The organism is Nitriliruptor alkaliphilus DSM 45188 (genome assembly GCF_000969705.1).
GTDB classification, from domain to species: Bacteria; Actinomycetota; Nitriliruptoria; order Nitriliruptorales; family Nitriliruptoraceae; genus Nitriliruptor; species Nitriliruptor alkaliphilus.
Map to the genome: position 1 here is coordinate 4,239,710 of NZ_KQ033901.1, position 12,641 is coordinate 4,252,350.

Annotated in this window: 16 protein-coding genes; 6 read left to right on the forward strand and 10 right to left on the reverse strand. The window is 72.9% G+C overall.

Going from position 1 to position 12,641, the window contains the following annotated elements; genetic code table 11:
• Positions 1 to 193 precede the first annotated feature (193 nt).
• On the forward strand, positions 194 to 1,357 hold the full coding sequence (locus NITAL_RS19590) for a DUF2332 domain-containing protein (RefSeq protein WP_052667870.1): 1,164 nt from the start codon (positions 194 to 196) through the stop codon (positions 1,355 to 1,357).
• Between the two features lie 35 nt (positions 1,358 to 1,392).
• Here the strand turns inward: NITAL_RS19590 and NITAL_RS19595 are convergent, their stop codons facing one another.
• From NITAL_RS19595 to NITAL_RS19615, 6 genes are read right to left on the reverse strand one after another with little or no spacing between them, the layout of a single operon-like run.
• Positions 1,393 to 1,923 (reverse strand): DoxX family protein, encoded by a 531-nt coding sequence (locus NITAL_RS19595; protein ID WP_211262531.1) that lies wholly within the window; start codon positions 1,921 to 1,923, stop codon positions 1,393 to 1,395.
• Entirely contained in the window at positions 1,920 to 3,641 is a 1,722-nt protein-coding gene (locus tag NITAL_RS19600) for a sensor histidine kinase (protein WP_052667872.1), read from the reverse strand. The genes NITAL_RS19595 and NITAL_RS19600 overlap by 4 nt, the downstream gene beginning before the upstream one ends.
• Positions 3,641 to 3,769, reverse strand: coding sequence for a hypothetical protein (locus NITAL_RS29265; RefSeq protein WP_281175555.1), 129 nt, complete (start codon positions 3,767 to 3,769; stop codon positions 3,641 to 3,643). The genes NITAL_RS19600 and NITAL_RS29265 overlap by 1 nt, the downstream gene beginning before the upstream one ends.
• Positions 3,770 to 3,788: 19 nt before the next feature.
• Positions 3,789 to 4,469 (reverse strand): HAD family hydrolase, encoded by a 681-nt coding sequence (locus tag NITAL_RS19605; protein WP_052667874.1) that lies wholly within the window; start codon positions 4,467 to 4,469, stop codon positions 3,789 to 3,791.
• On the reverse strand, positions 4,466 to 5,062 hold the full coding sequence (locus NITAL_RS19610; protein WP_052667875.1) for a DJ-1/PfpI family protein: 597 nt from the start codon (positions 5,060 to 5,062) through the stop codon (positions 4,466 to 4,468). The genes NITAL_RS19605 and NITAL_RS19610 overlap by 4 nt, the downstream gene beginning before the upstream one ends.
• Positions 5,062 to 5,970, reverse strand: coding sequence for an alpha/beta fold hydrolase (locus tag NITAL_RS19615; protein WP_052667876.1), 909 nt, complete (start codon positions 5,968 to 5,970; stop codon positions 5,062 to 5,064). Before NITAL_RS19615 ends, NITAL_RS19610 begins: the two co-directional genes overlap by 1 nt.
• Before the next feature lie 203 nt (positions 5,971 to 6,173).
• Between NITAL_RS19615 and NITAL_RS19620 the strand changes: the two genes are divergently transcribed.
• From NITAL_RS19620 to NITAL_RS19635, 4 genes are read left to right on the forward strand one after another with little or no spacing between them, the layout of a single operon-like run.
• Positions 6,174 to 7,847, forward strand: a complete 1,674-nt coding sequence (locus NITAL_RS19620; protein WP_052667878.1) for a DUF885 domain-containing protein — start codon at positions 6,174 to 6,176, stop codon at positions 7,845 to 7,847.
• Positions 7,848 to 7,882: 35 nt separating this feature from the next.
• Complete coding sequence (locus NITAL_RS19625; RefSeq protein WP_052667879.1) at positions 7,883 to 8,152, forward strand: hypothetical protein; 270 nt, start codon at positions 7,883 to 7,885, stop codon at positions 8,150 to 8,152.
• The gene (locus NITAL_RS19630) at positions 8,152 to 8,592 is read left to right on the forward strand and encodes an OsmC family protein (RefSeq protein ID WP_052667881.1); all 441 of its coding nucleotides are present in this window, start codon (positions 8,152 to 8,154) and stop codon (positions 8,590 to 8,592) included. Before NITAL_RS19625 ends, NITAL_RS19630 begins: the two co-directional genes overlap by 1 nt.
• A 27-nt stretch (positions 8,593 to 8,619) precedes the next feature.
• The gene (locus NITAL_RS19635) at positions 8,620 to 9,132 is read left to right on the forward strand and encodes a methyltransferase family protein (RefSeq protein WP_052669829.1); all 513 of its coding nucleotides are present in this window, start codon (positions 8,620 to 8,622) and stop codon (positions 9,130 to 9,132) included.
• A gap of 20 nt (positions 9,133 to 9,152) precedes the next feature.
• On the opposite strand, the gene NITAL_RS28630 is transcribed toward NITAL_RS19635, so the two are convergent.
• The 4 genes from NITAL_RS28630 to NITAL_RS19655 form a co-directional block, all read right to left on the reverse strand.
• Entirely contained in the window at positions 9,153 to 9,533 is a 381-nt protein-coding gene (locus tag NITAL_RS28630; protein ID WP_052667883.1) for an ArsR/SmtB family transcription factor, read from the reverse strand.
• Entirely contained in the window at positions 9,530 to 10,168 is a 639-nt protein-coding gene (locus NITAL_RS28635) for an SRPBCC family protein (RefSeq protein ID WP_052667884.1), read from the reverse strand. The genes NITAL_RS28630 and NITAL_RS28635 overlap by 4 nt, the downstream gene beginning before the upstream one ends.
• A 115-nt stretch (positions 10,169 to 10,283) precedes the next feature.
• On the reverse strand, positions 10,284 to 11,099 hold the full coding sequence (locus tag NITAL_RS19650) for an ABC transporter permease (RefSeq protein ID WP_052667886.1): 816 nt from the start codon (positions 11,097 to 11,099) through the stop codon (positions 10,284 to 10,286).
• A 35-nt stretch (positions 11,100 to 11,134) separates the two neighbouring features.
• Positions 11,135 to 11,986: an ABC transporter ATP-binding protein gene (locus NITAL_RS19655; RefSeq protein ID WP_211262532.1), complete on the reverse strand. Its 852-nt coding sequence runs from the start codon at positions 11,984 to 11,986 to the stop codon at positions 11,135 to 11,137.
• 53 nt (positions 11,987 to 12,039) lie between these two features.
• Between NITAL_RS19655 and NITAL_RS19660 the strand changes: the two genes are divergently transcribed.
• Entirely contained in the window at positions 12,040 to 12,636 is a 597-nt protein-coding gene (locus tag NITAL_RS19660; RefSeq protein ID WP_052667887.1) for a TetR/AcrR family transcriptional regulator, read from the forward strand.
• Positions 12,637 to 12,641 lie beyond the last annotated feature (5 nt).

Sequence of the window (12,641 nt, forward strand, 5' to 3'; positions counted from 1 at the left end):
TCCTCCTCCGGGCAGCACCGGACGGACCCGGGCCCCTGTCGCCGGGTCGCAGGCTCCCCCAGAGCCGTCCCCGCGCTCTCGCGGGCTACCACGGGAACGAAGCTACGCCGTGCCGTACGGCGCGACCATCCCCAGAACGTGGGGGGTGGGCGCCACGGCCGGGGTAGCGTCCTCCGCGGACCAGGAGGCCGCCGTGGCTGGAGGCGCGAACGACGGGCGAGGCAGGACCCCGAGCTCCCAGGAGGTCGTCGGCCACATCGAGGCCGGCCCGGACGGCACCCGCGGCGCGGCGGTCGCCCCACCGGTCGAGCAGCCCGAGCTCCTGACCGCCTGGCAGCTGATCTCCCAAGCTCGCGGGTGTCAGGTCATGGGCTCGCCGCTGTACGCCCACCTGCTGATGACCGCCGCGCAGGACGTGGTCAGCGGCGGCCCGGTCGCGGACCTGCTCGTCCCGCGGGCGCGACCGGATCGCGGCGACGCAGCCGGACTGCGCCTGATGGCAGCGGTCCACCGGCTCGTGTTGACCCGGCGCGCACCCCGTCTGGCGATGCACTACCCGAGCGTCGGCGGGTCGCCCGACCTCGTGTCCGCCGGCGCCGACTTCCTCGAGGCGGTCGCCGAGCACGGCGAGGATCTCGCCCGGGACGTCGAACGGCCGTGCCAGACCAACGAGGTGGGCCGTGCCGCCGGGCTCGTCGTCGGCCTGCTCGAGGTGGCGGGGACGACGGGGTTGCCGCTCGCGCTGCACGAGGTCGGGGCGGCCGCCGGCCTGAACCTGCGCATGGACGCCTGGCGCTACGAACTGCCCGGCGGCCTCGTCACGGGTGACCCGGACGGTGAGGTGGTCCTGTCGGGGCGCTGGCGTGGACCACTCCCCCACGCCGATGCCCCGCTCCGTGTCGTGGACCGTCGCGGGTGCGACCTGCTGCCGATCGACCCGACCACCCCCGACGGCCGGCTGGCGCTGTCCGCTTCGGTGTGGGCCGACCAGCCGCACCGGTTCGAGCGGCTCGGCGCCGCCCTCCGGACGGCGGCACGCATCCCCGCCGTGGTCGACCGAGCGACCACGTCGGTCTGGGTCCGCGAGCACGTCGCCCCCACCCCGGGGCACGCGACGGTCCTCTACCACTCGATCGTCGAGGAGTACCTGCCGACCGAGGAACTGACGGCGTTCCACGAGGCGGTCGAGGAGGCGGCAACCACGGCGACCGAGGACGCACCGCTCGCCTGGATCCGGATGGAACCGTCCAGCGAACTCCGCCACCACAGCGTCAGCCTGCGCCTGTGGCCCCACGCACCGGACCTGCGCCACCTCGCCACGACCGGCGCGCACGGCGACGACGTCGTCCCCCTCTGACCGACCACCCCACGTCGGCCAGGGAGCATCTCGCGTCAGGTGGCCTCGGTCGCGCGCGTGACCCAGCGCAGCCAGCCGGCACCGAACCCGACGCCGAACGCCACCAGGCCGGGCACCAGCCCGGACAGCTCCAGCCCGAGCGCTGCATCCAGCGAGTACCCGCCGGGACCGGCGATCGCCAGCGCCACGGCGACCGCGATCAGGTAGCCGTTGAGCTCCCAACCCTTGCGGACCGACCAGAACCCGTTGTCAGCGTTGTTGACCAGGGCGGCCACGGTCATCGTCCCGATGACCGCGCTGGCGGCCACCGGTGTGAGCAGTCCGACCGCGAGGCCGAGCCCGCCCCCGACCTCCGACACGCCGGCCGCCACCGCTGCGAGCCGTCCACCGCCGAACCCGAGGGACCGGAACCACCCCGCCGTCCCGTCGAGGCCACCGCCACCGAACCAGCCGAACAGCTTCTGGAACCCGTGGAGGCTCAGTCCCACCCCGACCAGGATGCGGAGCACCAGCAGTCCGGTGTCGATTGGGTCGGGTCCGATATCGAGCACGGCCACCTCGTTCACGTCGCGGCGACGGGCAGGGTCAGCACGAAGCACGCGCCGGGACCCTCGGGGTCTCGGTAGCGGAGGGTGCCACCGTTGACGCGTGCGAGCTCGGTCGCGATCGCCAGACCGAGCCCGTAACCGGGGCCGGCGTCCCCGGCACGCCCGAAGTCGGTGAACACCTCCTCACGCAGCTCGACGGGTACCCCGGCGCCGTGATCCCGGACGGACACCTCGACGACGTTCTCGCGCGCGAGCCACGCGAGCGACACCTCGATGGGCGGTGCACCGTGGTTGACCGCGTTCACCAGGAGGTTGTGCAGGACGCGTTCGACGTGGATCTGATCGGCCATGACCGCGGGGACGTCGTCGGGTTCGCCGACGAACTCGCCGATGTCGAGGTCGTCGATGATGGTGGCGATCACCGGGCGCAGTTCCAGCGGCCGACGGTCGGCCCGGAGGGCGCCGCCACGCGCCTGGGCCGAGACCAGCAGCTCGTCGATGAGGCCCCGCAGGCGGGAGGTCTGACGCAGGACCCGCCGCGTCAGCTCCTGCCGCTGCGCGTCGGTCAGCGACCGCTCGAGCAGCATCTGCGACGCGCCCCGGATGACGGTCAGGGGCGAGCGCAGGTCGTGGGACACCGTGCCGATCATGCGGTCCTTGAGCCGATCCAGCTCGCGCAACTCGCGGTTGGTGGCCTCGAGCTCGGCGGTCGTGGTGGCGAGCGCGGCGGTACGCCGGGCTGCGAGCTGGTCGGCCCGGCGCGTGGTGCGTTGCCAGGCCACCGACGTCAGCACCAGGCCGAGGCACAGCACCGCGCCGAGCGCACCGACCAGGAGCGGTACCCGTCGCTCGGCGGTGCCGAGTGCGGTCGCCGGCAGCGTCACGTCGAGGCGGAAGGTCCGCCCGAGGTCGTTGAACACCTCGACGGCGACCTGCCCGTCCTCCGCAGGGGTTCCCGCGTCGGCCAGGAGCGCCGCGTCGCCTTCCAGGCCCACCGAGCCGTCGATCCAACGGACCGCCGCACCCCGCGGCAGCCGCGCGACCACATCGTCGAGCAGCGCGCCGGCCCGGAACACCAGCGAGATGGCCCCGGTGGCGGGCCCACCGGGCTCGGGCACGACGGGGACGTAGACCACGATCGCCCGCTGATCCTCGGTCTCCTGCACCACCTGCAGCGGCGCCGTGGCCTGCACCGTGGTCCGCAGGATCGCGGCACGAACGGCGGGTTCCGCCTGGGGGTTGAGGAAGACGTCGTAGCCGAGGACCACCTGGTTCTCGGGCTCGGGCCAGACGGCCGTCCCCACCGCGTGCAGGGGCCCGTCGCCGAGGCGGAGGTCGAGCACCTCGCGGACGCTGTCCGGCAGCGACGCGAGCGTGGCGTCCAGGTCCTCGGCCTCGCTGACCACCAGCAGGTTCACGGCGGTGATGTCGGTGAAGACCCCCGCCCGCGCCACCTGGTCGACCGCTCCCGTCCACCGGTCGGCGTCGACGGTGGTCACATCGTCCAGCGATCGTGCGAGGCCGACGACGGCGGCGACGTCACGCTGCAGGTTGAGCTGCACGTCCTGACGGACGGTCGCGGCAGCGGTCTCGGCGAGCGAGCGCAGACGCGTGTCCAGCTGTCGTTGGCTGACCAGCACCGCGGCGACCGTGCTCGCGACGAGCAGGACGAGCACGACGACGGACGCCGGCCCGACCCACCGTCGCTCCGCCCCGCCGGAGGTCGACGCGTGCATCAGGTCATCAGCCAGGCGATCACGAAGAGGACCAGGATCGCGGCGGCGATGGCTCCGGCCCACGAGGTGACGATGCGGTTCATCACGCCCCGCGCCTCGTGCGTGTCGGACTCGGCGTTCGGATCCACGCGTGCTCCTCGTTCCGGGTCAGGCAGCGGGCGACACCCAGTCGCGCGGCGGCACCAGGACCGAGACGTCCAGGGTCCGCACCACGCGATCGGCGACGGTGAGTCCCGCGGGGTCGACCACGCCACGCTCCACGGCGACCGTGAACGCCCCCGCGGCGCGGGCGCTGGTCAGCCCGATGGGCGTGTCCTCGATCGCGGTGCAGCGCGTGGCGGGGACGCCGAGCGCAGCCGCGGCGGCGAGGTAGGGCTCGGGGTGCGGCTTGTGGTCGCGTACGTCGTCGGCGCCGATCACGGCGGTCACGTGATCGCCGAGGTGACCTCGCTCCAGGCAGCGCAGCACGTGGGCACGGCTCGACGACGACGCGACGGCGACCGGGACACCAGCGCCGGACAGGGCGCGCAGCGTGTCCGCGGCGTCCGGGAACAGCCGCAGGTGCTCGTCGTAGATGGCCACCGCGTGCGCGCGGAGCTCGGACCGGAACACCTCCTGGTCCCCGAGGTCGGCGCGTGCCGAGAAGTGGTCGAAACCTCGCGGCCACGCGTGTCCGATGATCGCCGCGTGGTCGGCGTCGGTGACCTCGATCCCACGTCGTGCGAGCACGTCACGCCACGCTCGGGCGGACAGCGTCTCGGTGTCGGCGAGCGTGCCATCGCAGTCGAAGATGACACCGGCGGGCATCGGAGGGGAGGACCCGGTCACACCGGCGGCTCCGGGTCGTACTGCACGAAGCGCCGCACCTCGCGGGCACGGTCGACACCATCCAGGCGTGCGACCAGGTGCAGCGCGGCGTCGATGCCCGCCGAGACCCCTGCTGCGGTGACGATGTCGCCATCGTCCACGAACCGGTCCTCGCGCCGGACCTCGATGTCACGCCCGAGCTCGGCCAGGCGGTCGAGGGAACCCCAGTGCGTGGTCGCGGGCCGCCCGTCGAGCAGCCCCGCGTCGGCGAACACCAGGGCGCCGGTGCAGACGCTGACCAGCAGCGTGTCCGAGGCCCGCAGGTCGCGCAGCCACGTACGCACGGACTCGTCCCCGAGGTGTGCCCGGGTGCCGACCCCGCCCGGGTAGATCAGCAGGTCGATCGGACCAAGGTCCTCCCAGGTCCGGTCGGGCAACACGCGGAGGCCCTTCGCGCACGTCACGGGGCCGGCCTGTCGGGCGACGGTGACGAGGTCGACGGTCGGCGCGTCATCGGCCTGCTCAGCGAGCTGTCGCCAGACGCCGAGGATCTCGTACGGACCGGCCCAGTCGAGCTCCTCGGCACCGTCGAAGAGGTACACGGCGATGCGCATCAGCCGTCACCGCCGGCGGAGGTGTCCGACAGCGGTACCTGTGCGCCGCGGCCGCGGCCGGCCAGGTCGACGATGGCACGTGCGACCGCGAGCGGGTGCTCCTCGTGGACGAAGTGGCCCGCCCCGGGCACGGGCACCAATGTGGCATCGAGGTCGTGCGCGACCCGTGGAGCCAGGTGGAACGGGGTCGCGGGGTCCTCCTCGCCCCACACCACGGCGGTCGGCACCCGCATCCGGTTGGCACCCGCCGGATCGGGCAGGAACGCGGCGCGTGACCGGAGACGGCGCACGGTGTGGTCGAGCACGGCTCGTCGTGACATGCCGCGGTAGTAGCGCAGCCACGCCGACGGGTTGGCCGACACGGCTGCGGCGTAGGTGTCGATGACCTCGTCGGTGAACGGCTCGCGGACGACCGCCGCGGACCGGAGGCTCGCGGCCACCAGCGGACGAGCCGCGAGCTTGAACGCGAAGTCCGGTACCAGCGGCACGTTCAGCAGCGGGATGTGCCACGCCGCGCGCAGATCGATCTGGCGGAACGGCGACGAGGCGGTCACCAACGCTCGGACGAGGCCGGGGTGCCGGAACGCGGTCGCGACCGCAACGGCGCCGCCCCAGTCGTGCCCGACCAGGACGGCCTTGCGCACGTGGAGGTTGCGGATCAGCTGGCTGATCTCGTCGGCCAGCGTCTGCGGGTCGTAGCCGGTCGCCGGTGCCTCGGACCTTCCGAAACCCTTCAGGTCCGGGGCCACGACGCGGTAGCCGGCATCGACCAGCAGGGGCGCCACGCGGCGCCAGGAGGACCCGTCCTCCGGCCAGCCGTGGAGGAGCAGGGCCAGGTCGTCGCCGTGCCCGAGGGCGCGCACGAAGAAGCGGGTGTCGCCGCCAGCGACGTACCCCTCACGCCACACGGGCGCTCTCCTCAGTCGGTGGAGGCACGAGCGTACGGGTGCGCGCGGCCCGTAGGCTGCACCTCGGCTGTCCGTCCCGCCCGCGACCGCACGTTGTACGACCCGGCGCCACGCCCCCCGCCCCCGCTCCACGTCCCCCGCTCCACGTCCCCCGCTCCACGTCCCCCGCTCCACGTCCCCCGCCCCCGCCCCACGGACCGAACGTGACCTCCCACCCCGTCTTCCCGCTCGCGGACGCCTTCGTCGCGGCCCACGCTGCGGTCCGACCCCTCGAGGCGACCTTCGCCGGCGTCACGGGTCACGACGACCGGTGGGGTGACCTCGGGCCCGACGGTCACACCGCTGAGGCCGACCTGCTGCGCCACACACGCAAGGAGCTGCGGAGCCTGCCCGAGCCGACCGACCGGTGGGCACGGCTCGCGATCCGGGTCCTCGACGAGGAGCTCGCGCTGCGGCTCGACCGTCACGAACACGACGAACCGCTCCGGGACATCGCCCACCTGTCCGCCACGGTGCCGGAGATGCGCGAGGCCCTCGAGGTGCAGGACATCACCGACGCAGCTGGCCGTGCTGCCGTCCTGGCCCGCCTCGAGACCTACGAGGAGGCACTGGCAGGCTGGCGCGCGACGGTCGACCTCGGGCGACAGCGGGGCCTGGTGGTCGCACGACGCCAGGTCGACGCCACCGTCACCCAGCTGCGCGAGCTCGCCGCGGACGAGGGACCACTGCAGCGGGTCGCCGCGACCGTGGTGGCCGCCGACGGCACGCTGACCGACCTCCTCGGTGGCGCGTTGCCCCGCGCTCGGGAGGCCGCGTCACGGACGGCGGACTGGCTCGAGGAGACCTACCTTCCGGACGCCGCCGCCGCCGACGGTGTCGGCGAGGAGCGCTACCTGCGCCTCGCCCGCGGTCACCTCGGTACCGACCTCGACCCGCACGATGCCTACGCGTGGGGATGGGAACGCATCCGCCACCTGACCGGCCGCGCAGAACAGGTGGCCCGTGACCTCGGCGTCGGCGGTGACCTCCAGGCCACGGTCGCGGCCGTCCGCACGGACCCTGCGTTGGCCGCCCCGAGCCCCGAGGCGTTCCGCGAGGCGATGCACGCCAGGCAGGTCAGCGCCCTCGAGGCGCTGGACGGCACCCACTTCGACGTGCCGGTCCCGATCCGCGACGTCGAGGTACGGCTCGCCAGCGGTGGCGCCCTCGGTGCGTACTACGTCGGACCGTCGGAGGACTTCACCCGGCCCGGGACCATCTGGTGGTCGCTGCCGAGCGACGGGCCGGTCCCCCTCTACGAGGAGATCTCGACCGCCTACCACGAGGGGTTCCCCGGCCACCACCTGCAGGTCGGCATCCAGGTCGGCCTGGCCGACCGGCTGTCACGAGCGCACCGGCTGCTGATCTGGAACCCCGGCTACGGCGAGGGCTGGGCGCTGTACACCGAACAGCTCATGGACGAGCTCGGTCTCCTCGAGCACCCGGCGTACGTCCTCGGGTACCTCGCCAGCGAGCTGCTGCGGGCCGCACGCGTGGTGATCGACATCGGCCTCCACCTGGGCCTGCGTCTGCCCGACGACGCGCCGCTCCACGCCGGCCAGCCGTGGGACTTCGACCGTGCGGTCGCCACGCTCCAGCAGGTGGCGTTCCTGCCGGCCGACTACGCCCGCAGCGAGGTCACCCGCTACCTCGGGTGGCCGGGCCAGGCGATCAGCTACGCCATCGGCCAGCGCACCATCGTCGAACTGCGAGAGGAGCGTCGTCGCCGTGAGGGCGACGGGTTCGACCTCAAGGCGTTCCACGCCGACGTGCTCGGCTCGGGGCCGGTCGGGCTGGACCTGCTCCGCGAACTCGTCCTCGATCGCGAGGCCGGCTGACGCCACCGCTGCACCACCACGAACCCGGGAGCTCCATGGATCCGCTCGACGACCACGCCGGCACCCTCGCCCGCGCCCTGCAGGTGCTGCGCGCCTGGGAGGGTGGCAGCACCGACAACCTCCCGCTGGCCCACCACGAGGCCCAGCTCATCGTCGAACGGGACGGGGGGCACGAGCAGCTGCTGGTCGGCCTGATCAACGCGGCCGGTTTCCTGCTGGTCAACCTCGAGCAGCGTGGGCAACCGGCCACGGCGACGCTCGCGCTCCTCGATGCCTTCCGACGGTCCCAGCAGGAGGAGACCTGATGGCCGACGATCACCGACGCGTGACCCTCGAACGGCTCGAGACGGGCGTCTACCGGGCGACCAACCCGGCCGGTGCGCAGCTGACCTTCGGCAGCCTGGACGACACCGGGTTCTCCCCCGTCGAGCTGCTCCTCGCCGCGATCGGCGGGTGCTCGGCCGTCGACGTCGACCAGGTGACGGGGCGGCGCGCCGAACCGGAACGTTTCGAGGTCGTCGTCGAGGCCGACAAGATCCGTGACGAGGTCGGCAACATCCTGCGCGACATCACCATGACCTACCGGGTGACCTTCCCCGAGGGCGAGGGCGGTGACAAAGCCCGCGACCTGCTGCCCCGTGCGGCGCGGACCTCCCACGAGCGCACGTGCACGGTCAGCCGCACCGTCGAGGCCGGCACCCCCATCACGGTGCACGTCGACGACGACGAACCACCTGCCGAGTGAGACCGGCAGGTGGAGGGAGGCCGGATCGTGCGGAGCCTGGAACGAGCGGCGGTCGGGACGGTGGCGTTCTTCCTGGTGGCACCCTCGGTGGTCGCAGGGGTGGTCCCGTGGCTGCTGACGGGCTGGGAGTCCGGTCGCACGCACGCCGGTGGGCAGGCGATCGGGGCGGTACTGGTGGTGGTCGGCGCGGTGGTACTGATCGACGCGTTCGTGCGCTTCGTGCGGGAAGGTCGCGGGACGCCGGCACCTGTGGCTCCGACCGAGCACCTGGTCGTGGGTGGCCTCTACCGGTACGTGCGCAACCCGATGTACGTGGCAGTCGTCGCCCTCATCCTCGGCCAGGCCCTCGTGCTCGGCCGGTCGGTGCTGTACGCGTACGCGGCCACGGTGTGGGCCACGGTGGCGGTGTTCGTCCGCACCTACGAGGAGCCGACCCTCCAGCGCCAGTTCGGTGGCGCCTACGCGTCGTACCGCCGCAACGTGCCGGCGTGGCGACCCCGCCTGCGTCCCTGGCACCCCGAGCCGCCCGAGCAGAACTGAGCCCACGACCGGCCGGAGCATCACCCTGCAGCGGTGTCCTCGGCATCGGAGCCCACCGACCGTCGGCCGGTGCGGCGACCACGAGCGACCTCGGTGGCGAGGGCGTCGAGCGGCTGAGCGAACGGTGCCGGACGCTCCACCAGGCCCGTGAGCCACGCCGCGGCGGCCGCCACCCCGTCGGGGTCGAGGGCGTACAAGCGACGGGTCGCATCCGCACGGACCCGGACCAGCCCCGCGTCCCGCAGCGCCTTGAGGTGCTGCGAGACGGCTGGCTGGGACATCGGGTGCGTCACGGCGAGGGCGGTGACCAGCGTGCCCACCGACTGCTCCCCGTCCACGAGCAGCTCGAGGATGCGACGCCTGGTCGGCTCACCGAGCGCCGCGAACGCCGACGCCGTCACGCGTCCGGCGGGACGGTGTAGAAGGTCACGGTGTTCTCGGCCGCGTCGCGTGCGGCCCGTGGCTCGTCGCCGTCGGCGACGGCAGCATCGGCCCACTGGCTCGCGGCGCGGCGTACGAACTCGACCCCCTCCGGCGAGATCGCCCAGGCCTCGGCCTCCGACGGATCGACCGCGGCACCGGAGTCGAGGTGACGGCCGAGCCCCATCAGGGCCAGATCCCATCCGATGCCGACGGCGCCGGGTCCGTACTGCGCCCAGAACTCCGGATCGACCGGCGCCTCGTGCTCGAGCTCGAGGATGGTGCCGTCGGCCGCCGGCGTGAGCGTGACCGTCAGCCACGACAACTGCCCGCCGAACTCCCACGTGACCGCGAAACTCGTCGGCGCGTCACACGACTCGATGCTGCCGCCGGCGTTGCCCTCGAGCTGGTAGCGGCCTCCGGGGCGGAGCTCGCCGCTGACCGGCAGGAACCACCTGGGCAGCCGTTCGGGGTCGGTGACGGCCTCCCACAGGTCTGCCCGGTCCGTCGCGTAGGTCCTGCGGGCCACGGCGACCCGGGTCGTCGCCCCGTTGCGCTCCCCGGTCCGGACCTCCCTGGCGATCAGGTCGGCTGCCGTCAGCGGGTCGATGGTCATCGTGGTCTCCCTCGCACGTCGGTCATAGATAAGTAGTCGCTTATAGAGCACGCTACCCCACGACCGCGCCGACGACAAGGTCCGACGCGATGACGAGGGTCGGCCGCAGCGCGACCTACCCCGGGACCGGTGAACCACGACGGAGCCGCCACAGGCCGCGACCGGGCACGACCATCCGGAACCCGACGTGGGCCAGCAGGAAGCTGATCGGGACCCAGATCACGACGCTGAGGAGCGGGCTCGAGAGGTCGGTGAACGTCGCCCCCTCCAGGCAGATGGCCCGCATGGCGTCGACGAGCGGGGTGATCGGCAGTGCCTCGGCCACGCGCTGCACACCGGACGGCAGGGAGGCGACCGGGAAGAACATGCCCGACAGGAACATCAACGGCATCGTGGCGAGCGCAGCGAGGTTGTTGGCGCCCTCGACGCTCGGCGCGCGCCCGGCGATGGCGAGCCCCAACGCGATGAAGACGAGGTTGCCCACCGTCGCGAACGACAGCAGCAGCACCGGGCTGCCCACCACCGTCCCACCGAGCAGCAGCCCGAGCCCGAGGAGCAGCAGCACCTGGACCAGCGCGATGACCAGCCGCGCGAGGACCTGCCCGGTGATGAACGCTGCGGGCGACACGGGCGCGGCCGCCAGCCGCCGCAGCACGCCGGTCTCCCGGAACCGGGCGACCGAGACCGCCGTCCCGGTCATGGTGACGTTCATCAGCCCGAGGGCGAGCATCCCCGGCAGGACGTAGTCGAAGTAGTCGATGCCGGCCACCGTGTCGCCCACCCCGAAGTCACCGACCGGCGTGATGGACAGGTCGTACAGGCTGAAGACGAGGAGGAAGAGCACGGGGAAGATGGCCGCTCCGAGGAGGGCCGTGCGGTCGCGGACCAGCATCTTCAGGCTGGCGATGGTCAGGTCCCGGGTCTGCCGCACGGTGGGTCCTCCGGAGCGCAGGCGCTGAGGGTCGGTCAGTCGCGGAGGTGGTGCCCGGTCAGGGCGAGGAAGACGTCCTCGAGCGTGGCCGAGGTGGGCTCGCGCGGGACCCGCCGTGGCACCGGACCCAGGGCACGGATGTGTCCGGCCGGGGTGTCGAGGGCGACGATGCGGCCGCGGTCCATGATCGCGACCCGGTCGGCGAGCACCTCGGCCTCCTCCATGTTGTGGGTGGTGAGGACGATGGTGCATCCCTCGCGGTTCACGGTGCGGATCAGGTCCCATAGCCCACGGCGCGCCTGCGGATCGAGGCCGGTGGTCGGCTCGTCGAGGAACACGACCTCCGGGTCCCCGGCCAGCGCCGCGACGATCGAGAACCGCTGGGCCTGCCCACCCGAGAGCTGACCGACGAGCGCATCGCGCTTCTCCCCGAGCCCGACCATCGCGAGCAGGTCGTCGGGATCCCGGCGGGCGCGGTGGAACGACCCGAACAGCACGAGGATCTCGCGCAGCGTGAGGTGCTCGAAGTACGTGGCCGCCTGCAGCTGGACCCCGATGCGCTGCTTGACCTCACGCCGGTGTCGTTCGACGTCGAGACCGAGCACCGTGACGCGGCCGGACGTGGGGCGTCCGAGGCCCTCGAGGATCTCCAGCGTCGTGGTCTTCCCGGCGCCGTTGGGGCCGAGCAGGGCGAACACCTCGCCGGCCCGGATCGTGAGGCTCACCCCGTCGACCGCGCGGAGCACGCCGCCACCCGGACGCGGGTAGAGCCGCACCAGGTCCTGCGCGGCGACCGCGACGCCGTCGTCGGCGCCACCCGACGCCCTGTCCGGCGCCTCGTCCGGCACCTCGTCCCGCGCGAGGGCATCCATCTCGCCGCCTTCCATCACGACGTTATCTAACGCTGTATTGATAACAGCGTGATGCTACGGTGTCAACCATGGGACGACCACGGATCCACGACGAGCGCACCCGCGAAGCCCTGCTCCGGGCCGCCGGGCGGGTTCTGGCCGAGGAGGGCGCCGGCGCGGTCAGCCTCCGGCGCCTCGCCGACGAGGTCGGGGCGAGCACCCAGGCCATCTACACCGTGTTCGGCTCCAAGCACGGCCTGATCCAGGCCATGCACCGGGCGGGGTTCGAGAACCTCGACACCCACCTCGCGGACGTGGCACCCGACCCCGACCCCACCACCCACCTGCGTGGGCTCGTGCTGGCCTACCGAGCCAGCGCAGCGAGCCAGCCCCACCTCTACGAGGTGATGTTCGGCTGCCCCTTCCCCGAGTTCGAACCGGACGAGCACGATCAACGGCTCGCGCTCGGCACCCTGGCGCGCCTCCGGACGATCCTCGACGGACACGCCCGCTCGGGCGCCCTCGCCGGTCACGACCCCGAGGTGCTGACCCTCCAGATCTGGGCGTTGGCCCACGGGCTGGCGTCGCTGGAACGCAGCGGTGCGCTCGGCGAGCCGGCCGAGGCCGAGGCGATCTGGCGGTCCACGGTCGACACGTTCCTCCGCGGGCTCGCGCTCGCCGCGTGAGCTCG

Coding starts and splice junctions, on each gene's coding strand:
- NITAL_RS19600 (WP_052667872.1), bottom strand. CDS start 3,641: ATGCACGCGTCGACCTCCGGCGGGGCGGAGCGACGGTGGGTCGGGCCG.
- NITAL_RS19610 (WP_052667875.1), bottom strand. CDS start 5,062: ATGCGCATCGCCGTGTACCTCTTCGACGGTGCCGAGGAGCTCGACTGG.
- NITAL_RS19625 (WP_052667879.1), top strand. CDS start 7,883: ATGGATCCGCTCGACGACCACGCCGGCACCCTCGCCCGCGCCCTGCAG.
- NITAL_RS19630 (WP_052667881.1), top strand. CDS start 8,152: ATGGCCGACGATCACCGACGCGTGACCCTCGAACGGCTCGAGACGGGC.
- NITAL_RS28635 (WP_052667884.1), bottom strand. CDS start 10,168: ATGACCATCGACCCGCTGACGGCAGCCGACCTGATCGCCAGGGAGGTC.
- NITAL_RS19655 (WP_211262532.1), bottom strand. CDS start 11,986: ATGGAAGGCGGCGAGATGGATGCCCTCGCGCGGGACGAGGTGCCGGAC.
- NITAL_RS19660 (WP_052667887.1), top strand. CDS start 12,040: ATGGGACGACCACGGATCCACGACGAGCGCACCCGCGAAGCCCTGCTC.